This window comes from Mycobacterium sp. 050134, from assembly GCF_036409085.1.
Classification (GTDB): Bacteria; Actinomycetota; Actinomycetes; order Mycobacteriales; family Mycobacteriaceae; genus Mycobacterium.
This window is the reverse complement of record NZ_JAZGLV010000021.1, coordinates 1-20,453: the sequence shown is the minus strand read 5'-3', so window position 1 is coordinate 20,453 and position 20,453 is coordinate 1. Positions and strand designations below refer to the sequence as shown.

Below are 20,453 nucleotides of genomic sequence, written 5' to 3'. Positions count from 1 at the left end.
ACGCCCCTCTCGCGCAGGACTTTCATCGGCGTAGCCGACCCGCCCCTCGATCGGAACCGCGTGAATTACGGCGCCTCTCTGTGTCAAGTGAGCCTGTTGCGCTGCTTGGAGGCTATTGTGGTAGCCAACTTGGCGGTCGTATCCGCTATTGGCGTTCTCGTACATTGTCTGAATACGTCTATGAATGTCGCGGACTTGGCGGCTAAGTTCGGCTACCAGGTTCCAGCGCGTTCACTTCCTATCATCGGAATCGAGTTAGGACATTTGGCTTAGTAAGCCACCTTGATCCCGAGGTCGGTGAGGATTTCTCTTTGCGCTGGCGGAATTTCGGGCGGGAAGGTCTGGGTAGCGCCGTTGATGGTGATGGTGGCCGACCGCAGCGGACGCAGCTTCTTGATGACGTTGGCGATGGCCAGGCCGCTGCGTTCTTGGATGCAGTGTGCGACGGCCAGCGCGGTGAACACGATGGCTAGGTGTGCCTCGATGGCCTCGCGGGTGTGGTGAAACATCGGCCGGGCCTCGAGGTCGGTCTTCGACATCCGAAACGACCGTTCGACGTGCCACAGGTCGTGGTACTTCGTGATCACTTCCGCAGCTGGCATGACCGTGACGTCGAGGTTGGTGACGTAGCCCTTCTCCGACCAGGGACTGCGCTCGGGCCAGGGCGGCCTCGTCGAGAACGCGGTCACCGGCGTGGGTCTTGACGAACCGGGTCGACTTCGCGGCCCGATCACCGGCCACGACCGCTTTGGCGCGGGCCTGCTGGGCGTGCAGGGTCTTCTGGTCGCGGCGTGCCCTCTTGGGGCGAGTACGCCCAGATCGCCCGCCACGCACCGCCATGATCGCCGGCGTTCCAGACCGGTTCGGCCCGCTTGGTGGTGTCGTTGACCTTGGTGTTCGCGTGCCGACGTGTCACGGTGTCGATGATCTGCCCGTCGGTGAACACGTCGCCGTTCCAATGGAAATGGCTGGCCAGGTCGATCGGTGCCTTCACCGCGCGGGAGCCGACGATGAACCCCAACCCGGCCTCATCGAGCGCACTCAGATTCGATGCGCAGAGCATGCCGGCATCGGCGGCGACGATCATCGGGGTATCAGTGAGGTCGTGGCGGGCGGCGAAGGCGGTGATGATCGGCACCAAAGTGGTGGGTTTCGGCGGTGTTGCCCTCGAAACAGCCGATCTCCAAAGGGAATCCAGTACGGTCAACCAGCAGCCCGACCACAATTTGAGGATCGACGCGTCGTTCTTTAGAATACCCCACCTTGCGCAGGTCGTCTTCGTTCTCGGCCTCGACATACAGGGTCGTCACGTCGTAGAGCAATAAGCTCAGCCCGCCCCGGTCCGCGGCGTGGGTGAAGCACTTCGCGGCGATCACCGAGCGGTAGTCACCGGTGTTGACCTTAGCGAGGTGACGTTGAATCGTCCTGTAGGACACCGTGTCTGCGCCTAGATCGGCCAGCACCCGCAGGGCATCGATCTTGCTGGTCGGCTCGACGATGCGCGCGATCACCAAATCCCGGAACACCGCATCGTCGATCACGTCGAAGCCGACCCAGTCGTAGATCGCGCCGATCACGTCGTAGAGCAGCCGCGAGTTGGTCGACGCGGTCCGCCCCGATGCCACCGGGGCACCTTTGGGCACACCGGCAGCCAACCGCAGCGGGCCGGTCCGCCAATCGGCGATATCACCGACACGGGCAGCACGGGCGGACACCTCGAAGTCCAGGACATCTTGATCGCCGGTGGCGATCCGACGGGCTTGTTCGAGCAGAACGCCCAGCTCGGCGTCGGTGTGGGCTGAACCGACATGCTCGACCAACTCGTCGCGGCGGCCCGACTTGCGCATCACCTGCACTGCTACCGCGCCCGAGGCGGTGCGGACCTTGCGCACAAACACCCACCGGACCCCACCCGGTTAGTAAGCCAAATCCAGGCCAGCGTTACGTAAATCTGCAGTTCACAGCATTGCTGACCCCGAAACTCGACAGACGTGTCCTAACTCAGGTCGACACGGACGTGCCAACAGCTTCAATGCCCGGTCCGCGCAGCGCGGGGTTGACAGCGCTTGATAGCTCACGCGTTGACGTGAGGGGGACCGGGGTGGTTAGCCGACCAGGACCGTCGGTGCAGTCGGTGGGCCGTCGCGAAGCGGGGGCGTCCTCGCGCGAGCGTTCCCCGGTGCGCGGCCCACGTACAACCTCCATTCGGGACGGCGTTCCGGTGTCCAGGCACCTTGGGGCGGCCGGGACGTCGAGCGGCCAGCGTGCCCCCGTCGACGCCGCATTAGCGACGGCTGTGGGTAATTCCGATGCGTGCGCCGAGGATCCGACGCATTCAGGAACACAGATCTAACCGAGGCGAGGCCGCCACCATCGACCATGCGAAACGGCACTGGCCCGAGGGCAGCGGCGGCACCATGGTGCGCAGCCACAAGCCGGGCGCCCAGCCGCGCCCTGAGCCCGGCACCGCCGGCGGCTACACCGTGGCCGGAGATCCGGCGGCGCCTTTATGAGCGCGGCGTGCGCGTGACGCCGTGACGCCGACGCGGTGCACCAGCTTGCCCAAATTCATTACCGTGCAACAAAATTCGCAACATAAGACCCCGAAGGCAACCTGTGACCCTTCGGCGACAACCGCGGCTCGCCGCCGCCCTGATCCGCCCCCACTCACCACTGAACACGAGAAGGCTCCCCATACGCGCGATCCGGGTCACGGCCAACCCACGGGCAGCCGACATCATCGCGGCCACACACTCCTATACCGACTACCTCGGGCTTAGCGCCGAGGAGTCCAACCTCGGCTGCGTGGCGCACTACACCAGCCCGGATGCCGCGGCCCCAGCTACAGTTCGTGACGCGCGACGCGACGGAACCGCGGGGCGTCTGCCGCTTTGTCGAGCGGGCACCAGACAACAACGTGCTCAACATCGTCAGCCACGCGGAGTGAGGCGCTCAGGGACGGGGCTGCACCTCGACGCTGGGCGGGCGCGGGGACTGCTCCTCACGCTCGGGGCGCATCGACCGCCGGACGACGCTGAAGGCAATCGCACCGCCACCGAGCACGACCACGGCGGCCCCGGCGATCACCCACGGCCGCTTGCTGCGGCGCCGCGACCGGCGGGCATCCTGCAACGCCTGGGGCAGGCCGGCGACGACCTCTTGGGCGGCGGAAAGTTCTTGCGCGAGCGCTTCTTGTGCGGCGGCGATCTCGCGCGCCAGGCGCCCCTCTTGGTAGTGGCGGCGAAGTTCCGCCGCGGTCGACTGCGCGGACTTCACGCCCAGGCCCACCACGCCCCGGGTGATGTCAACGGGTCCGACGGCCGAGTAAGCGAGGCCCCGGGCCAGTCGCTGTCGGGGGGTCAACCGTGATTCGCTCATCGCGCTCATGTGTCGCCTTTCTGTGCCCGCGTCAAGTGCCGATCAGAATGCCATGACAGGGAAGCCTAGAGGCCCCCGCGCACCCACGGTGTTTGGTAGCTGAGGCGGCCGGCCCGACACCCGGTGCGGGCGGCCCCGCGAGTGATGGCAGACTTGCGTGTCGTGACCAACAGCCCGAGCCAGACCGCCACCGCCACGCTGCACACCAACCGCGGCGACATCAAAGTCGCCCTGTTCGGAAACCACGCGCCCAAGACCGTCGCCAACTTCGTTGGACTGGCGCAGGGCACGAAGGAATACTCGACGCAGAACGCGTCGGGCGGCTCGTCGGGCCCGTTCTACGACGGGGCGGTCTTCCACCGGGTGATCGAGGGCTTCATGATCCAGGGCGGCGACCCCACCGGCACCGGCCGGGGCGGCCCGGGCTACAAGTTCGCCGACGAGTTCCACCCCGAGTTGCAGTTCGACAAGCCGTACCTGCTGGCGATGGCGAACGCGGGCCCGGGCACCAACGGATCGCAGTTCTTCATCACGGTCGGCAAGACGCCGCACCTGAACCGGCGCCACACGATCTTCGGTGAAGTCACCGACCCGGAGTCGCAGAAGGTGGTCGACGCCATCTCGACGACGGCGACCGACGGTAACGACCGTCCCACCGAGCCGGTCGTCATCGAATCGATCACGATCTCCTGAGCGTCTCTCAGTCGCGTTTGCGGCCCGCATAGCCGGCGGCCGTCAGCGCGTCGAGCACCTCCAGCGGGTCCGTCCCGAGGTCCCAGCGGGAGAACAGCACCAGTCCCCCGCCGACCGTCTCCAGCTCGAGCAGCCGGACTTTGCGCGCGTAGCGGCGGAACTCGGTGATTCGGATGATCTTGATGTCGGAGCGCCGCAATACCTGCGTCCGGAACCACCCCCGCAGGGCGAGGCCGTCCGGCGTGATTGCCAGCTTCGGGCGAGCGCGCCATGTGCCGCCCGCAAACATCAGCAGACCCCCCGCGGCAATCCCGGCCAGGATGCGGCCCGGCGGGTCTGTGACGACGGTCACACAGGCGATAGCCATCGCCAGACCCGCAACCCCGCAACCAGCGATACCCGCCGTTCGCGGCTGCCACTGCGTTTGCTGCACGGGTCCCCTACCCCTCCCCACCACTGCCGATGCGGTTATCCACAAGCGCTATCAACAGTGGGGATAAATAACACGCGTGTGATTGCGATATCGGCACGTTGCTGGGCCAGTAAAAGTGGCGCGCAGAAATGAATTCATTACCTCACTGGCCGCGGTCAGTGCCAGCGCATCGTGAGCAACAATCCCGTGATCATGAAAGCGAACGCGATCGCGTAGTTCCACGGGCCGAGTTGGGCCATCCAGTTCAGCGCCGTCGGGGCTTGAGTGCCGACGGCGGCCAACTGGAACACCATCAGCCAGACGAGGCCGATCAGCATCAGCCCGACGAACAGCGCGACGAACCACACGCTCGACGGCCCGACCTTCACCTTCACCGGCGTGCGGCTGACGGTGGCGGCGGTGAAATCGTTCTTCTTGCGGACCTTGGACTTCGGCATGATTACCTCGGAGATATCTCGGAAAAGCCTCGACAACACGCTCAGCGGGACGGGGTGCAACGATAACGGCTGCAGTTGCACGCAATAACCTGGCTACGAGACTAACCCACCTGGCGCCCTGACCAGGAAATGGAGAGCCGATGAGGCAACCGGCCGGCACCCGCCGCTCACCGTGGCGCTTCGGTGTCCCCCTGGTCTGCCTCCTCGCGGGGTTGCTGCTCGCCGCCACGCACGGAGTGTCGGGCGGGTCGGAGATCCGCCGCAGCGACGCGCCCCGCCTTGTCGACCTGGTCCGCGAGGCGCAGTCGGCGGTGAACCGTCTCAACGCCCAGCGCGACGCGCTCGCCAACAAGATCGACACCATGCACGGCCGCTCCACGGACACCACGCTGACGGCGATGCTGCGGCGGTTGGCCGAGCTGGCCGGCGACGCGGGCATGGACCCCGTCCACGGCCCGGGCCTCGTGGTGACCCTGGAGGACGCCCAGCGTGATGCCAACGGGCGCTTCCCGCGCGATGCATCGCCCGACGACCTGGTGGTGCATCAGCAAGACATCCAGGCCGTCCTGAATGCGCTGTGGAGCGCCGGGGCCGAGGCGATCCAGATGCAGGACCAGCGGATCATCGCCACCTCGGTGCCGCGCTGCGTTGGCAACACGCTGCTGCTGAACGGCCGCACCTACAGCCCGCCGTACACGATCACCGCCATCGGCAACGCCGCGGCCATGCAGGCCGCCCTGGCCGCCGCTCCCCTGGTGACCCTTTACAAGCAGTATGTGGTCCGGTTCGGGCTCGGCTACCGCGAAGAGGTCAAGCCCGACGTGCAGATCACCGGTCACACCGAACCCGTCCGGATGCACTACGCGCAGCCGTCGGGGCCGGTTGGGTACTGACCGCGATCGCCCCACTCGGCTCGGGCGGTACCCTGGCACGATGCGGATTCTGGTCGTCGACAACTACGACAGCTTCGTGTTCAACCTGGTGCAGTACCTCGGCCAGCTTGGCGTCGAGGCCGAGGTCTGGCGCAACGACGACCCCCGCCTGGCCGATGAGCGTGCCGTCGCAGCGAAGTTCGACGGCGTCCTGTTGAGTCCGGGCCCGGGCACCCCGGAACGCGCCGGCGCCTCGATCGGCCTGGTCCGCGCGTGTGCGGCGGAGCGCACCCCGCTGCTCGGCGTCTGCCTCGGCCACCAGGCGATCGGCGTCGCGTTCGGCGCCACCGTCGACCGCGCGCCCGAGCTGTTGCACGGCAAGACCAGCAGCGTGTTCCACACCAATACCGGTGTGCTGCAAGGGCTTTCGGATCCGTTCACGGCGACTCGTTACCACTCCCTGACCATCCTGCCGGAGTCGTTGCCGCCGGCGCTGGAGGTCACCGCGCGCACCCGCAGCGGCGTCATCATGGGCGTGCGGCATTCCGAGTTGCCGATTCACGGCGTCCAGTTCCATCCCGAGTCGATCCTGACCGAGGGCGGGCACCGGATGCTGGCGAACTGGCTGACGTATTGCGGGTGGGCCCGCGACGACACTTTGATCCGCCGTCTCGAAAACGAGGTCCGCGCCGCGGTGCGGCCGTACTACCCCGCCGACCCGGCGGCTACTGACCGAACTTCAGCGTAATGACCCCGTCGCGGTTGCAACCGGCGCCGGCCGGCGGGTTCTGATACACCACCCGGTGGGATTGGGAGCCGCCGGCATCGACGTCGGGGCCCTTGTCCAGCACTCCCGTCCAGCCCAGCGCGCGCAACCGAGGCTCGGCGTCGGTCCAGAACGAACCGGTGAGGTCCGGCATGACGAACTGGTTGCCCTTGGACACCTGGATCTCGATGACCGAGTCCACCGGAACGGTCTGCCCCTTGGGGGGGTTGGTGCCGATCACCTCGCCGGCGGGGCGGGTGCTGTCCACCGACGCCTGACTGATCTTGCTGAAGCCGTAGACGCCGAGGTTCTTCTGGGCGACGTCGACGGTCTGCCCTGCCACATCCGGGACCTGCTTGGTCTCGGGCCCGGAGCCGACGATGACGGTGATCACGTTGGTGATGGCCGACGTCTGATTGGCGGGCGGGTTGGTACCGATCACCTTGCCCAGCGACTCCGGGCTGGACGGCGAGGTTGCCTGCTTGAACTTACTGAACCCGGCAGCCTTGAGCTTGCTGACCGCATCGCTGTAACTCAGCGACGACACATCGGGCACCTCGCGCTGCTCGGGGCCGGTGGAGACGTTGACGGTGATCTCGTCGCCCGCGCTCACCGACGAATTCGCGGCGGGGTCAGTGCTGATGACGTGGTCCGGCGGGATCGCCGAGTCGGGCTTCTGCAGCGTCCGGGTCTTGAAGCCCCGGTTCTGCAGGGCGGCGATCGCGTCAGCGGAAACCTGACCCCGCATGTCCGGCACCTGGACGTCCCGGGTGCTACCGCCGAACGTGTTGAACCCGATGACGACCACGATCGTCAGCACCGCCAGCACGGCGACCACACCGACCCAGCGCCCGACCGATCCCCCGGCCCGATCCTCGTCGGGTCTGCTCAGGACCTGACGGGGCAGCGGGTCGGCGCGCGGGCCCACGTGACCCGGGCCGGACGCCAGCAGTGACGTGCGCTCGGCATCGGTCAGGACCTTCGGTGCCTCGGGCGCCTCGCCGTTGTGCACCCGCACGAGATCGGCACGCATCTCGGCGGCCGTCTGGTAGCGGTTGTCGGGATTCTTGGCCAGCGCCTTGAGGACGACGGCGTCGAGGTCCGCGGAGATGCCGGCGTGCCGCGTGGACGGGGGCACCGGGTCTTCACGCACATGTTGATAGGCGACGGCCACCGGCGAGTCACCCGTGAAGGGCGGCTCGCCCGTGAGGATTTCGTACAGCACGCAGCCCAGCGAGTAGACGTCCGAGCGGGCGTCGACCGAATCACCGCGGGCCTGCTCGGGTGACAGGTACTGCGCGGTGCCGATCACGGCCGCGGTCTGGGTGACGCTGTTGCCGCTGTCGGCGATCGCGCGGGCGATGCCGAAATCCATCACCTTGACCGCATTAGTGCTGCTGATCATGATGTTCGCCGGCTTGACGTCGCGATGGATGATGCCGTTCTGGTGGCTGAAGTTCAGCGCTTGGCAGGCATCGGCAATGATTTCGATGGCCCGCCGGGGCGGCATCGGGCCGTCGGTGTGCACGATGTCGCGCAAGGTGACGCCGTCGACGTACTCCATCACGATGTAAGGCAGTGGACCGGCGGGTGTTTCGGCCTCGCCGGTGTCGTACACCGCCACGATGGACGGGTGATTCAGCGCGGCGGCGTTCTGCGCCTCGCGCCGGAAGCGCAGGTAGAAGCTGGGGTCGCGGGCCAGGTCCGCGCGCAGCACCTTCACCGCGACATCCCGGTGCAAGCGGAGGTCGCGGGCCAGATGAACCTCGGACATACCCCCGAAGCCGAGGATTTCGCCCAGTTCATAACGGTCGGACAGGTGCTGAGGGGTGGTCATGGCGGTGTCTCGTGTCGGGCCGACGACATGTGGGTCGTCCCGGGAACGGCCCAGACAGGTTCGACGGCCCTGTTGTCTCTCGGGCCGAGTTGGGAAGGCCCGCTGTGAAGCCCAGAATCCCTCATCGCCGGCCGATCCGTCCAATTCAGCCGCAAGCTCGGCGCCGATCCGGCTGGCGTCCGGCTCGTCGGGGGTGGCGCCGAGGCCGGCGGGCCGCCGGTGTCGGTGACCGTCGGGGGCTGCGGTTGCTGGTCGGCGCGGGAATTGATGACGATGAGCACGGCGATGATGATCGCCAGCGCCCCCAGCACCCCGGCGGCCCACAGCAGCGCGCGCTGGCCCGACGAGAACGTGCGCCGCGCGGGGGGTGGGCGATGGCCCCCGGTGGATGGCCGTGACCGGCGCGGCGCCGCGCTGCGAGTGCTGGGGACGGCGGCCGCTCTGGTGGTCGGGCTGGACGGAATGGCCGCCGGCGACGCCCGGCCGGGGGGCGGTGACTGGCTGGGCCGCGGCGGGCGGCGGCCGGCGCGCACGGCGGCCACCGCATCGGCGAAGGGGCCGCCGCTGCGATACCGCATGGCGGGGTTCTTGACCAGGGTGATCTCGATGAGTTCGCGCACATTCGGCGGCAACTCCGCGGGCAGCGGCGGCGGAGGCTCCTTGATGTGCTTCATCGCCACCGTCAGCGCGCCGTCACCGGTGAACGGCCGACGCCCCGAAACCACTTCGTAGCCAACGACTCCCAACGAATAGACGTCGCTCGCCGGGGTGGCTTCGTGCCCCAGCGCCTGTTCGGGCGCGATGTACTGCGCGGTCCCCATCACCATGCCGGTCTGGGTGACCGGGGCGGCGTCGACGGCCTTGGCGATACCGAAGTCGGTGATCTTCACCTGGCCGGTGGGGGTGATCAGGATGTTTCCCGGCTTCACGTCGCGGTGCACGAGGCCGGCGGTGTGCGCGATCTGCAACGCGCGCCCGGTCTGCTCGAGCATGTCCAGCGCGTGCCGCAGGGACAGACGTCCGGTGCGCTTGAGCACCGAGTTCAGCGGCTCCCCGTTGACCAGCTCCATCACGAGATAGGCGGTGCGCCCCTCCCCGTCCAGCTGGCTCTCGCCATAATCGTGGACCTGGGCTATCCCCGGGTGGTTGAGCATGGCGGTGGTGCGCGCCTCGGCGCGGAACCGTTCAATGAATTCCGGGTCCTGCGAGAACTCCTGCTTGAGCACCTTGACCGCGACGCGCCGGCCCAGCCGGCTGTCCACGGCCTCCCACACTTGACCCATGCCACCGGTGGCGATCAGGCGCTGCAGGCGATACCTGCCTGACAGCGTCACACCAACTCGCGGGCTCATGGTCCTCCCTGTAGCGCGGCCTCGATCACGGCCCGTCCGATCGGCGCGGCGAGCGCCCCGCCGGTCGCGGACAGGCGGTCTCCCCCGTTTTCCACCAGCACGGCCACCGCAACCTTCGGCGCGCTAGCGGGTGCGAACGCGATGTACCACGCGTGCGGCGGAGTGTTACGCGGATCGGTGCCATGCTCTGCGGTACCGGTCTTGGATGCGATCTGCACGCCGGGAATGGCCCCTTTCTGCTGCGCGACCTTCTCGGCGCCGACCATCAGCTCTGTTAGCTTAGCGGCGACCTGCGGCGACACCGCGCGGCGCTGCTGATAGGGAGCGGTCGTGCTGATATTTGCCAGGTCTGGGCCCTTCAGGCTGTTTACGAGGTAAGGCTGCATCGTCACCCCGCCATTGGCGATGGTCGCGGCGATCTGAGCGTTCTGCAGCGGCGTCAGGGCGACGTCCTTCTGGCCGATACTCGACATCCCCAGGGCGGCGGCGTCGGGGATGATGCCGACGGTCGATTCGGCGACCTGCAGCGGAATCACGCTGGGTGTGCTGTCGAGGCCGAACGAGTGCGCCATGTTGCGCAACGCGTCGGACCCGGTGAGCAGCCCCAGCTGGACGAAAGCGGTGTTGCACGACAGGGCGAACGCCTGCCTCAGCGACACCGTCGGCTCGCTGCCGCACGCGGTTCCGCCGTAGTTCTCCAGCGTTGCCGTGCTATTGGGCAGCGGGATCGACGCCGCGGAGGTCAGCTGCTCGGTATCGGTGGCGCCGGCCTGCAGGGCCGCCGCGGTGGTGATCACCTTGAACGTCGACCCCGGCGGGTAGGTCTCCGAGATGGCGCGGTTGGTCAGCGGGTTGTCCGGGTCGTCGCGAAGCCGCTGCCACGCCTGCGCCTGCACCTCGGGGTCGTGCGACGAGAGCAGGTTGGGGTCATAGGAGGGCGCGGACACCATCGCCAGGATCTTGCCGGTGGACGGCTCCAGGGCGACCACGGCACCCTTGCAGGCCGGCCCGCCGCAGCCCTGCTGCATGGCGTCCCAGGCGGCCTGCTGCACCCGCGGGTTGATCGTGGTGTCGACGTTGCCGCCGCGCGGATCGCGCCCGGTGAAGAAGTCGGCCAACCGGCGCCCGAACAACCGCTCGTCGGAGCCGTTCAGCAGCGGGTCCTCCGCCCGTTCGAGGCCGGAGCTGGAATAGCGCAGCGAATAGAAGCCCGTGACCGGGGCGTACACGGCGGGGTTGGGGTAGACCCGCAGAAACCGAAAGCGGTTGTCGGTCGCCACCGAATAGGCCAGCAGCTGGCCGCCCGCGACGATCTGGCCCCGCTGCCGCGAATACTCGTCGAGCAGCACCCGCTGGTTGCGGGGATCGGCCCGCAACCCGTCGGCCGCGAACACCTGCGTCATCGTGGCGTTGAGCAGGAGCAGCACAATCAACGCCATCACGGTCACCGAGATTCGGCGGAGGGAGGCGTTCATACCCGCTCGATCACCTCGGTCTTGGCCGCCGCGATCGGCGACGTCTCGCGGGCCCGGGTGCGCAATGGCCGCCGGGCGCTGTGCGAGATGCGCACCAGGATGGCCAGCAGCACGTAGTTGGCCAACAACGACGATCCGCCGTAGGACATCCACGGCGTGGTCAAGCCGGTCAGCGGGATCAGCTGAGTGACGCCGCCGACGACGATGAACAGCTGGATGGCCAGCGTCGACGCCAGGCCCGCGGCCAGCAGCTTGCCGAAGCTGTCACGCGTCGCGATCGCCGTGCGCATGCCGCGCACGATGACGATCGTGTAGAGCATCAGGATGCTGGCCAGCCCGACCAGTCCGAGCTCTTCACCGAACGCGGCGATGATGAAGTCCGTCGACGCGGCCGGTACCGTGTCGGGCTGGCCGTTGCCGAGCCCGGTGCCGAAAATGCCGCCCGTGGCGAAGCTGAACAGCGATTGCACCATCTGGTAGCCGGTGCCGTCGGGATCGGCGAACGGGTCCCACCACGTCTGCACGCGGATCCGGACGTGCTCGAAAATGAAGTACGCGACAACGCTTCCCGCGGCAAACAACACCAAACCGAGGACGACCCAGCTGAATCGCTGTGTGGCGAGGTAGACGACGACGAGGAATGACGCATACAGCAGCAGCGAGGTCCCGAGATCTTTCTCAAAAGCCATGACGCCCACCGAAATCGCCCACGCCGCCAGCAGGGGCGCGAGGTCTCGCGGGCGGGGCAGCGTCATGCCCATAACGTGTTTTCCAGCGCTGGTGAACAGCCGGCGCTTGGCGATCAGGACCGCCGAGAAGAAGATCAGCAGCAGGATCTTCGAGAACTCCGCCGGCTGAATCGAGAAGCCCGGCAACCGGATCCAGATCTTGGCGCCGTTCTGCTCGGAGATCGAGGCCGGCAGCAGCGCGGGAATCGCCAGCAGCACCAGACCGGTGACCCCACAGATGTAGCCGTAGCGCGCCAGTTGCCGGTGATCTTTGAGAAACGTGACCACCAGCGCGAACGCCGCGACCCCGACCAGGGTCCACAGCATCTGCTGTGTGGCACTGGGGTGGTGGCGGCCGCTCAGGCGGTTGGTGACGAGGTCCAGCCGGTGGATCATCACCAGCCCAAGTCCGTTGAGCAACGCCACAATTGGCAGCAGCAGCGGGTCGGTGTAGGGGGCGAAGCGCCGGATGGCCAGGTGCGCGCCGGCGAACGCGGCCAGGAAGAGCAGGCCGTAGCTGGGCAGATTCCAGCTCAGATCACGTTCCTGGTTGGCCTCCACGATCAGCAGCGCGGCGACGGTGATCAGGGCGGCGAAGCACAGCAGCAGCAGTTCGGCGTTGCGCCGAGTCGGGAGTGGGGGGGTGACCGCTACCGGCGGCTGAACCTGCGTGGTCATGCCACCGCTCGGCAGTCGACGCCCGGCTGAGGCAGAGCGGGCGCCAGCCCGGGCACCGAGGTGGAGGTCGTGGTCGAAGTGATGGTTCCCGGGGCGCCAGGCACATTGGCGGTGGAGGGGGTTCCGCTCGGAGAGGAAACGTTGGGCGGGCCCGCGGGAGGATTGGTGGACGACGGGGGCGTGGTGAGGGTCGACTCGGGTTTCTCGCCGGTGGTTACCGGGACCGGCGGGCTCGGAGGCGACGTCGCGCGAGGCGGTGGGCAGGGCGGCAACAGGCTGCTGCCCGCGAGCTCATGCAGCTGCTTGATGGCATCTTCCAGGCTTCCGGTGGGCAATCCCGCCTGCACCTGGGCACGCGCGGCGGGCCGGAGATCCTCCAGTCGCATCAGCCGGCAATTGAGGGGTGCCCCGGTGTCCTTGTAACTGATGGTCGACAGCTGGTTGCCGGCGTTGAGGCAGCCCACCAAATACGGGTCGTGCAAGGACATCCCGAGTAGGGAGCCCTGGATACCGCGCAGGATCGACACCATGCCGTTGTATTCGGCGACGTAGTAATTGCTGCGCACGATCGCCCGGCCAATGGCGAGGCCCGCCAGCACCAGCAGGACCACCAGCGTGACCACGACCGCCATCCGCCGCCCCGACCATCGCGGCTGACTCGGCGGTTCGGCTTGTGGCGGAACGCGTTTGGCGACCTCTTCACGGGGCCGGATAGCGGACGCGCGGCCGGCCGACGTGTTGGGCAGCGTCAGTTGGTCGTCCTCACCCGACACGGCGCCGGCCAGGATCGGCTGGGTTTGCCCGTAGTCGTAGTCGACGACGTCGGCGACCACCACGGTGACGTTGTCCGGTCCGCCACCGCGCAGCGCCAATTCGATGAGGCGGTAGGCGGCTTCGGCGACGTCCGGGATCTGGAGGGCCTCGAGGATGGTCTCGTCGCTCACGGGGTCGGACAGGCCGTCCGAGCAGAGCAGGTAGCGATCGCCCGCTCGGGCTTCCCGCATGGTCAGCGTCGGCTCGACCTCGTGACCGGTCAGGGCCCGCATGATCAGCGACCGCTGGGGATGGCTGTGGGCCTCTTCCCGGGTGATTCGCCCTTCATCGACCAGGGTCTGGACGAACGTGTCGTCCTTGGTGATCTGGGTGAGCTCGCCGTCGCGCAGCAGATAGCCACGCGAGTCACCGATGTGCACCAAACCAATCCGGTCGCCCGCGAACAGGATTGCCGTGAGTGTGGTGCCCATGCCCTCGAGTTCGGGCTCCGCCTCAACCTGCGCGGCGATGGCTGCGTTGCCGGACCGAACCGCCGAGTCGAGCTTCCCGAGCAGGTCGCCGCCGGGCTCGTCGTCGTCGAGGTGGGCCAGCGCGGCGATCACCAGCTGGGAGGCCACCTCGCCCGCGGCGTGGCCGCCCATACCGTCGGCAAGTGCGAGCAGGCGGGCGCCGGCGTACACGGAGTCCTCGTTGTTGGAGCGCACGAGGCCGCGGTCGCTGCGGGCGGCGTATCGCAAGACCAGCGTCACGGGCGCAACTCGATCGCCGTTTTGCCGATCCGAATCGGCGTCCCTATCGGAACTCGTACCGCGGTCGTCACCTTCGCCCTGTCGAGGTAAGTGCCGTTGGTCGATCCTAGATCCTCGACGTACCATTCCGACCCGCGCTGAGACAGCCGGGCGTGGCGCGTCGAGGCGTAGTCGTCGGTCAGCACCAGGGTCGAGTCGTCAGCCCGCCCGATCAGCACCGGCTGCCCGCTCAGCGTGATGCGCGCGCCCGCCAGCGATCCCTCGGTCACCACGAGATACCGGGCGACGTGTCTCCGTTGGCGTGAGGGCAGCAGCGTGCTGCGCAACGTCAGGCCGCGGCGCACCATCACCGCCCCGGTGGGCGCATAGATGTCGGTCCGCAAGATCCGCAGCACCGACCAGATGAAGACCCATAGCAACATTAAAAATCCGGCACGCGTCAGCTGCAGCACTAGTCCCTGCATCTGGCGTCCTTTCCGTCCTGGCATGCACTGTGGCGCTCCTGACACCGAGCACATCAGCAACGTCACGATACTTTGACGCCGGTCGACACGGGGCGAAGCGCGGCAGCGTCGAGCCCATGGCCTTAGTGAATTCGGACGATGATCTCCGAGTGCCCCAACCGGATAACGTCGCCGTCGGCGAGTTGCCATTCCTGGATGGGAGCGTTGTTGACGGTGGTGCCGTTCGTCGAGTTGAGGTCGGTGAGCAGCGCGACCTGCCCGTCCCAGCGGATCTCCAGGTGACGCCGTGATACCCCGGTGTCGGGCAACCGGAACTGCGCGTCCTGCCCCCGGCCCACGATGTTGGAGCCGTCGCGCAGCTGATAGGTGCGGCCGCTGCCGTCGTCCAGCTGCAGGGTGACGGTCGTTCCGGCCGATCCGTACCCACCCTGGCCGTACCCGCCGTAGCCGCCGGCCGGCTGGCCGTAATCCGCGGGCTGGCCGTATTCGTAGTCACGGTTGCCCGGCTCGGGGTACCCCCCGCCGGGGGCGCCGTAGCCGCCCGGGACGGGTTCGGCGTACTGGGTGTAGTCGCCCTGGCCGTAGTCCTGACGGCCGTAGTCGCCGCCCTGCTGGTAGCCCTGCTCGTACCCGCCGCCCTGCTCGGGGTACGCGGGGCGCTGTTCCGGGGGTGCGTAGCCGGCCTCGTCCGGGCGGGCGGGACCGCGGCCGTATTCGCCGTATCCGCCGTAGCCCTGGGGAGTGGGCTGACCGCCGGCGGGCGGGCCGTAGCCCCCGCCCGGGCGGTAGTTCGGGTCATAGCCCTGGCCGCTCTGACCGCCGTAGCCGGCCGGCGCCGGGGGCCGCTGCTCGTAGGACGGCGGGGGGTAGCCGCCGGGGGCCTGCTCGGAGTAGCCGCGCTGGTCCTGGTACCCGCCGCCCTGCGCCGGGTAGCCGCCGGGCTCCTCCTGGTAACCGCGCTGTTCGGGGTAGCCGCCCGGAGCCGGATAACCGCCCTGCTCGGGATGGCGGGGCGACGGATAGCCTTGCTGCGGCGGGTAGCCGCCCTGCTCGGGGGTGTACCCACCCCGAGGGTCGGGCCCGCCGGGAGCCTCCTGGCCGCGCGGATCGTCTTGTGGGCGCCCGTAGCGGTCGTCGTAGTACTCGTCGCCAGGCCGTCCTGCCCCCGGACCCCCGCGGTAGCTCGGATTATCGGTCATTGCTACTCCTCGTTCTGCGCCGAACGCATGAATTGATTGTGGCCGGACGGAATCGTCAGCCGACGAGCGGGGCGGGACATCGGGGTTGACAGCACCACGGGTGCGGTACTGGCCGGTGCGCAGGTTCGACGACTGCTCGAACCGGACGACCACCTCACCATACGTTTGCCACCCCTGTTCCCGGATGTAGTGAGTCAAGTACCTGGCGAAAGTGCCCGACGTGAGATCCGGGTCGGCGCCCACCTTCTCGAAGTCGTGCATACCGAGGGTAATGATGTATTCGTTGGGGGCCAAAAGGCGATTCCCCAGTGAGCGGACGCACGTCTCGGCTTCCCGGCGCAGCAGGCCTTCGATCTCTTGTGGGACGACTGATCCGCCGAACACCCGGGCAAACGCATTGTCGACCGTCGCCTCGAGCCTGCGCTCGATGCGCGCGGCGATCCCCCGCTGGCTACTCATCTGTGAATGCTCGCCCGCACTTACCGCGCCGCCTGGCCGGCGCGAGGCAAACGGCGTACGGCGTGTCGTATCACCTGAGTATGGTATCGGGACACCGCGAGCCACCGGCACCTCGGGAATTCTGAGAATCGCATATGCCCAGCTCACGCGGTTTCGGGTCCTCGGCCAGCGGGCCCTGACCCCCCTGGAGCGATTGGGCCAAGGGACCATTACAGTGATATGGTCCTTCGGTTGTTTCCCCGGGCGAGTGGCGGAATGGCAGACGCGCTGGCTTCAGGTGCCAGTGTCCTTCGGGACGTGGGGGTTCAAGTCCCCCTTCGCCCACTTTGAGCGGTTCTACGAACTGCGGCGCTAAAGGTCACGAACTCGAAACAGGTCGTGACCTTTGTGTTGGTTGCCGGCGCGCTCGTTCAGGTTCTTGAACGGCAATGCAGGGGAGTTACCGTCCAAAGTCCCGGCTCTTGGTGGGACCCTGGATCGGATCAGCGCCCGTTTCGTGCGATGCTCCCGATATGGCCGATGATTTCGACCTGACACAACCAGTAGGGATCGACGCGCGGGCGTGGCAGGCGATCGTGGCGCGCCGCGACCGGCTGAAGGACTCATTCGCCCACGGCCGCGATCGGTCGCTGATTCTCGGCCAGGCGAAAGAGCTCGCCGAGTCGGTCGCCCGGGTAGTCATCACGGAGCGGGGCGATGTCGCCCCGGCGAACATGGACTTCTGCGAGGCAATTGAAAGCGCACATCGTGTCCTCGAACGTCAGCCCGGTTCTGATCTCAGCCAGGATCCGGAGCTCCGAGCGCTCGTACAGGGGGCGAAGAAGATCGTCCGAAGTCTGCGCGAGATCCGCAACTCTTACGGCTCGGGCCACGGCAGGGCGCGTGAACCGGTGGTCGAACTAGAGATGGTTGATGTTGCGGTGGCTGCGGCAATGCTCTGGACACGATGGGCCCTGCGGAGGCTCGGGCCGCTAATCTTCGGCCAACCAACGACCCTCATCGACGAACTTCTTAGTGGCGGAGTCTTTTACAGCGGTCAGCTTGCCGAGCGCTTACGTGCCGCAAACATCTCTGAACTCGATGAACCAATGCAGCAGAGGCTGGGAAGTGCAGTTGGAATTCGGGCGATGCGTGAGACATTCAACGTCCGCATCGAAGGGGTAGAGGCATGCGCGGAGTCGTCCGCGCTGGACCAATGGCCATGTGGATATCGGCGGGGCGTTGTCTACGGACTTCTGTTTGATGAGGCGGGATGTGCGAGAACTAACGAATGGGCGCTAACCACGATTCCAGTACTGCTGGGACCGGTTGAGAGCCAAGCGGGAGAGCTGATCGAGCTGATGAAGTTCCTTCGAACCGAGAGGTTCACAACCTTAGATTGGGGCGCCGACCAGAGGTTGTACAGCGCTGCTATCTCATTGACGGCCCGATTCGCGCCTGCGGCGCAGCCGATCTGGACTGAGATCACCAGTCTCTTCGATCCGGGTCAGTTCTAGACCGGCAAGCCGTCCGAGACATTCGTGCGCTGCGAACGACCTCGAACTGCGTGTCGCGTGGCGCGGTGCGAGCTGTCCTCGCGCGATGCTCGCCACTTGTCGGCGCCAGCCTATATACAGTTCGGTTCAAATCAATCGAGCGAGTTGAAGGGGTCGTACCCTGATCACCGGTGAGAGCGCGCGGGGCTGCACGAAAGATTTCCACCATCCGCCGCGCTACCGATCCGGGATTATTGGTTAGGGTTTGCATCATGTCCGAAATAAGTCCGAGTGAAATGCGAGCCCTCGCCCAGAAAGTGGCGAATAGCAACTACGGAAAGTATCTCCGCAGGGTTATTCTTAGAAACGTAAGGGGTTTCACCGATAAAGAAGTCAGATTCGATTTCCCTGTTACTGCCCTAATAGGACCCAACGGCGGCGGCAAGACAACTGTGCTCGGGGCAGCAGCTCTTGCCTACAAGTCCGTAGAACCGAGCCGATTCTTCGCAAAGAGTGGTCGGTACGACAGCAGTATGGTCCGGTGGTCCATCGAACACGGTGTGATTGACAAGGCGCTCGACGCCGCATCTGAAGTTCGTAGAAGTGCCAACTTTCCCAGTTCTAAATGGAACCGCCGGCCATTTGAGAGGGAGGTGCTGGTATTCGGCGTCACAAGGACAGTGCCGGCGACTGAGAGGTCCGATCTGAAGATCGCACGAGGAGCAAAATTTAAGGCCCTGAGCCAAGTTAATCTTTCGGACAAAGTGACGAGTGCGGTCCAGTCGATTCTGGGCAAGCCGGTTGATAGCTACATGGAGCTCGACGTCACTACCCGCGCCACCTTATACACGGCAAAGGACACTGGCTCGACCAACAGCTACACCGAATTCCATTTCGGAGCTGGCCAGGCAAGTATCGTACGCATCGTTAGCGGAATAGAAAAGGCGGCTGAAAACAGTTTGATTTTGATCGAAGAGGTCGAAAATGGATTGCATCCGGTCGCCGTGCGCAGACTCGTTGACTACCTTCTTGAGACCGCGATACGCAAAAAGTGCCAGATCATATTTACAACGCATTCGGCAGAAGCCATAGCAGCGCTGCCCACCGAAGCTGTATGGGCTGCATTTGACGGAGATGTTCTCCAAGGGGCACTTAATATTGAGGCACTCCGTACCATCACCGGCGAGGTGCCCGCAAGCGTCGCAGTGTTTGTCGAGGATGAGTTTGCAAAGAATGCAATTACGGGAGCATTGAGACACTACGGTGCGGATATCGGCGCGATCGTGGTATACGGAATCGGTGGCGCAGAACAGGTCCTGAAGGTTCACGACGCACGCCGTTCTGATCCCACACGCACCTATGAAAGCATCGCGTTCCTCGACGGAGATAAATCAGAAAAGGCCGATCCGGACACCCACGTCTACGCGTTCCCTGGGACAGGCGATCCGGAAGCACACATTTTTGATGCGGTTGTTAGCGACCTAGACAGCGTCGCGGCTAAGCTCACCGCCGCGCTGAACCTGCCCACAAGTGAACAAGAACGTGTGAAAAAGGTCGTGCGCGAGCGAGGGATGACCAATCTCGATCGCCACATTATCTTCCGGCAGATCGGAGACGACCTGGACCTCACTGCCGAGCTCGTCGTAGCGAACGCATTTATCGGGCTATGGGCGCAGCTGCGGGAAGATGAGATACGAGATCTCCTCGATCCAATTCAAGATCAGCTACCTATGAAAGCGACAGGGTAATCGGGCGTCCGGATCGAACGATTGGCTCACTTCGACGGTGACTCCGCTCGCTGTATGGGCGCCGTCGCCAGTACCCAATGAAGAGAAATTGGTGAAGAGTTGGCTCTGGTGGCGGACGTCTCAAAACTAAAGATTTGAGCCCAATCGTTGCTTGTCTTGGGCGAATTAGGCCTCTCCGGCACCGCGGTGGTGCTGGACTTGTGGCGTCGCATCGGGTCTAAGGTCCGAGCTAACTGCGGTCGGACGGGTGGACCCGAGCCGCCGCGATCTGCTCTACCTCGTCACTGGCTGCTAGCAGGTAGTTGTCTCGGCGACACCCTGAAGCTCCACTCCAAGCCTTCTCCTCGGTCGTCTCGTCGGCTACGCCTTGCGGTGGACGTAAGGAATCTCGTATCTCTGAAACTGTTCGTCCAAATCGCGTGCATGTAGGCGAACCACTGGGAGTACACGAGTGAGTGGAACCGTTTGTGTTGTGCAGATCAGCCAAACTCGGTCCATCCCAGCATTTCCCGATAGAGAAGCTCGTTTGGCAGCGCATCTGGCATCGGGCGGGGATCGTCCGCCCAGCAACCGAGCACGGGGTGTTTCTGCGTTGTGATCGTTGCCAGTGAGGTGAGCCCTCTGGAGTGGTCCAGTTGTTGTGGGACTTTGTTGCCCGGATGTTCGGGCAGGAAGAATCACCAACGACATGGCATCGAACAAGCGCCGGCGGCATACGCCGGATCAGATCATCCGCAAGCTGGCCGAGGGCAATAAGCTGCTCGGGACCGGCCAGGAACTCGCCGAGGTGTGCCGGCACCTGGAGATCGCGGAATCAACCTGGCATCGCTGGCAGCTCAGTACGGCGGCATGAAGGCCAACGACGCCAAACGACTCAAGGACCTCGAAGCCGAGAACGCCCGCCTCAAGAAGCTGGTCGCCAACCAGGCCCTCGAC

The 20,453-nt window shown here is 65.9% G+C and carries 18 protein-coding genes, 1 tRNA gene and 1 pseudogene; 7 read left to right on the top strand and 13 right to left on the bottom strand.

Annotated elements, in window-relative coordinates; genetic code table 11:
* Positions 1–269: 269 nt before the first annotated feature.
* The 4 genes from SKC42_RS21880 to cwsA all read right to left on the bottom strand — a co-directional run bounded on the left by SKC42_RS21880 (position 270) and on the right by cwsA (position 3,387).
* Positions 270–830: an IS1634 family transposase gene (locus SKC42_RS21880; protein WP_330966357.1), complete on the bottom strand. Its 561-nt coding sequence runs from the start codon at positions 828–830 to the stop codon at positions 270–272.
* On the bottom strand, positions 731–1,138 hold the full coding sequence (locus tag SKC42_RS21875; RefSeq protein ID WP_330966356.1) for a hypothetical protein: 408 nt from the start codon (positions 1,136–1,138) through the stop codon (positions 731–733). The genes SKC42_RS21880 and SKC42_RS21875 overlap by 100 nt, the downstream gene beginning before the upstream one ends.
* Positions 1,095–1,847: an IS1634 family transposase gene (locus SKC42_RS21870; RefSeq protein WP_442932224.1), complete on the bottom strand. Its 753-nt coding sequence runs from the start codon at positions 1,845–1,847 to the stop codon at positions 1,095–1,097. The genes SKC42_RS21875 and SKC42_RS21870 overlap by 44 nt, the downstream gene beginning before the upstream one ends.
* A gap of 1,105 nt (positions 1,848–2,952) precedes the next feature.
* A complete protein-coding gene (cwsA, locus tag SKC42_RS21865; RefSeq protein ID WP_330966354.1) occupies positions 2,953–3,387 on the bottom strand; it encodes a cell wall synthesis protein CwsA in 435 nt (144 codons plus the stop codon).
* Positions 3,388–3,522: 135 nt separating this feature from the next.
* On the opposite strand from cwsA, the gene SKC42_RS21860 reads away from it, so the two are divergent.
* Positions 3,523–4,071, top strand: coding sequence for a peptidylprolyl isomerase (locus SKC42_RS21860; protein ID WP_330966353.1), 549 nt, complete (start codon positions 3,523–3,525; stop codon positions 4,069–4,071).
* 7 nt (positions 4,072–4,078) lie between these two features.
* Here the strand turns inward: SKC42_RS21860 and SKC42_RS21855 are convergent, their stop codons facing one another.
* A complete protein-coding gene (locus tag SKC42_RS21855) occupies positions 4,079–4,504 on the bottom strand; it encodes a PH domain-containing protein (RefSeq protein ID WP_330966352.1) in 426 nt (141 codons plus the stop codon).
* A gap of 155 nt (positions 4,505–4,659) precedes the next feature.
* Positions 4,660–4,941, bottom strand: coding sequence for a cell division protein CrgA (crgA, locus tag SKC42_RS21850; RefSeq protein ID WP_085254179.1), 282 nt, complete (start codon positions 4,939–4,941; stop codon positions 4,660–4,662).
* Between the two features lie 140 nt (positions 4,942–5,081).
* Between crgA and SKC42_RS21845 the strand changes: the two genes are divergently transcribed.
* Together SKC42_RS21845 and SKC42_RS21840 are read left to right on the top strand one after the other, a co-directional pair.
* Positions 5,082–5,834 (top strand): DUF881 domain-containing protein, encoded by a 753-nt coding sequence (locus tag SKC42_RS21845; protein ID WP_330966351.1) that lies wholly within the window; start codon positions 5,082–5,084, stop codon positions 5,832–5,834.
* A gap of 40 nt (positions 5,835–5,874) precedes the next feature.
* Positions 5,875–6,561 carry an aminodeoxychorismate/anthranilate synthase component II gene (locus SKC42_RS21840; protein WP_330966350.1) on the top strand — a complete coding sequence of 229 codons (687 nt, stop codon included), beginning with the start codon at positions 5,875–5,877 and terminating at the stop codon, positions 6,559–6,561.
* Here SKC42_RS21840 and pknB read toward each other — a convergent pair.
* The 7 genes from pknB to SKC42_RS21805 form a co-directional block, all read right to left on the bottom strand.
* Positions 6,539–8,416, bottom strand: coding sequence for a Stk1 family PASTA domain-containing Ser/Thr kinase (gene pknB, locus SKC42_RS21835; protein ID WP_330966349.1), 1,878 nt, complete (start codon positions 8,414–8,416; stop codon positions 6,539–6,541). The genes SKC42_RS21840 and pknB overlap by 23 nt on opposite strands.
* Entirely contained in the window at positions 8,413–9,768 is a 1,356-nt protein-coding gene (locus tag SKC42_RS21830) for a serine/threonine-protein kinase (protein WP_330966348.1), read from the bottom strand. Before SKC42_RS21830 ends, pknB begins: the two co-directional genes overlap by 4 nt.
* Positions 9,765–11,243, bottom strand: coding sequence for a D,D-transpeptidase PbpA (pbpA, locus tag SKC42_RS21825; RefSeq protein ID WP_330966347.1), 1,479 nt, complete (start codon positions 11,241–11,243; stop codon positions 9,765–9,767). The genes SKC42_RS21830 and pbpA overlap by 4 nt, the downstream gene beginning before the upstream one ends.
* Positions 11,240–12,649, bottom strand: a complete 1,410-nt coding sequence (locus tag SKC42_RS21820) for an FtsW/RodA/SpoVE family cell cycle protein (protein ID WP_330966346.1) — start codon at positions 12,647–12,649, stop codon at positions 11,240–11,242. The genes pbpA and SKC42_RS21820 overlap by 4 nt, the downstream gene beginning before the upstream one ends.
* Complete coding sequence (locus SKC42_RS21815; RefSeq protein WP_330966345.1) at positions 12,646–14,172, bottom strand: PP2C family protein-serine/threonine phosphatase; 1,527 nt, start codon at positions 14,170–14,172, stop codon at positions 12,646–12,648. The genes SKC42_RS21820 and SKC42_RS21815 overlap by 4 nt, the downstream gene beginning before the upstream one ends.
* Positions 14,169–14,636, bottom strand: coding sequence for an FHA domain-containing protein FhaB/FipA (locus SKC42_RS21810; RefSeq protein ID WP_330966344.1), 468 nt, complete (start codon positions 14,634–14,636; stop codon positions 14,169–14,171). Before SKC42_RS21810 ends, SKC42_RS21815 begins: the two co-directional genes overlap by 4 nt.
* A 122-nt stretch (positions 14,637–14,758) precedes the next feature.
* Entirely contained in the window at positions 14,759–16,294 is a 1,536-nt protein-coding gene (locus SKC42_RS21805; RefSeq protein WP_330966343.1) for an FhaA domain-containing protein, read from the bottom strand.
* A 241-nt stretch (positions 16,295–16,535) separates the two neighbouring features.
* Here SKC42_RS21805 and SKC42_RS21800 point away from each other — a divergent pair.
* From SKC42_RS21800 to SKC42_RS21785, 4 genes and pseudogenes are all read left to right on the top strand, one after another.
* Positions 16,536–16,618 (top strand) — tRNA-Leu (locus tag SKC42_RS21800).
* A gap of 188 nt (positions 16,619–16,806) precedes the next feature.
* Complete coding sequence (locus SKC42_RS21795) at positions 16,807–17,790, top strand: abortive infection family protein (RefSeq protein WP_330966342.1); 984 nt, start codon at positions 16,807–16,809, stop codon at positions 17,788–17,790.
* A 170-nt stretch (positions 17,791–17,960) separates the two neighbouring features.
* A complete protein-coding gene (locus SKC42_RS21790; protein WP_330966341.1) occupies positions 17,961–19,517 on the top strand; it encodes an ATP-dependent nuclease in 1,557 nt (518 codons plus the stop codon).
* 688 nt (positions 19,518–20,205) lie between these two features.
* Positions 20,206–20,453 (top strand): annotated as a pseudogene (locus tag SKC42_RS21785) (transposase); the annotation flags it as partial.

What these genes read in the sequence shown, in the direction of transcription:
- SKC42_RS21820 (WP_330966346.1), bottom strand. Translation starts at nt 12,649, where the DNA reads ATGACCACGCAGGTTCAGCCGCCGGTAGCGGTCACCCCCCCACTCCCG.
- SKC42_RS21795 (WP_330966342.1), top strand. Translation starts at nt 16,807, where the DNA reads ATGGCCGATGATTTCGACCTGACACAACCAGTAGGGATCGACGCGCGG.
- SKC42_RS21840 (WP_330966350.1), top strand. Translation starts at nt 5,875, where the DNA reads ATGCGGATTCTGGTCGTCGACAACTACGACAGCTTCGTGTTCAACCTG.
- pbpA (WP_330966347.1), bottom strand. Translation starts at nt 11,243, where the DNA reads ATGAACGCCTCCCTCCGCCGAATCTCGGTGACCGTGATGGCGTTGATT.
- SKC42_RS21830 (WP_330966348.1), bottom strand. Translation starts at nt 9,768, where the DNA reads ATGAGCCCGCGAGTTGGTGTGACGCTGTCAGGCAGGTATCGCCTGCAG.
- SKC42_RS21810 (WP_330966344.1), bottom strand. Translation starts at nt 14,636, where the DNA reads ATGCAGGGACTAGTGCTGCAGCTGACGCGTGCCGGATTTTTAATGTTG.
- SKC42_RS21805 (WP_330966343.1), bottom strand. Translation starts at nt 16,294, where the DNA reads ATGAGTAGCCAGCGGGGGATCGCCGCGCGCATCGAGCGCAGGCTCGAG.
- crgA (WP_085254179.1), bottom strand. Translation starts at nt 4,941, where the DNA reads ATGCCGAAGTCCAAGGTCCGCAAGAAGAACGATTTCACCGCCGCCACC.
- cwsA (WP_330966354.1), bottom strand. Translation starts at nt 3,387, where the DNA reads ATGAGCGCGATGAGCGAATCACGGTTGACCCCCCGACAGCGACTGGCC.
- SKC42_RS21870 (WP_442932224.1), bottom strand. Translation starts at nt 1,847, where the DNA reads ATGCGCAAGTCGGGCCGCCGCGACGAGTTGGTCGAGCATGTCGGTTCA.
- pknB (WP_330966349.1), bottom strand. Translation starts at nt 8,416, where the DNA reads ATGACCACCCCTCAGCACCTGTCCGACCGTTATGAACTGGGCGAAATC.
- SKC42_RS21845 (WP_330966351.1), top strand. Translation starts at nt 5,082, where the DNA reads ATGAGGCAACCGGCCGGCACCCGCCGCTCACCGTGGCGCTTCGGTGTC.
- SKC42_RS21860 (WP_330966353.1), top strand. Translation starts at nt 3,523, where the DNA reads ATGGCAGACTTGCGTGTCGTGACCAACAGCCCGAGCCAGACCGCCACC.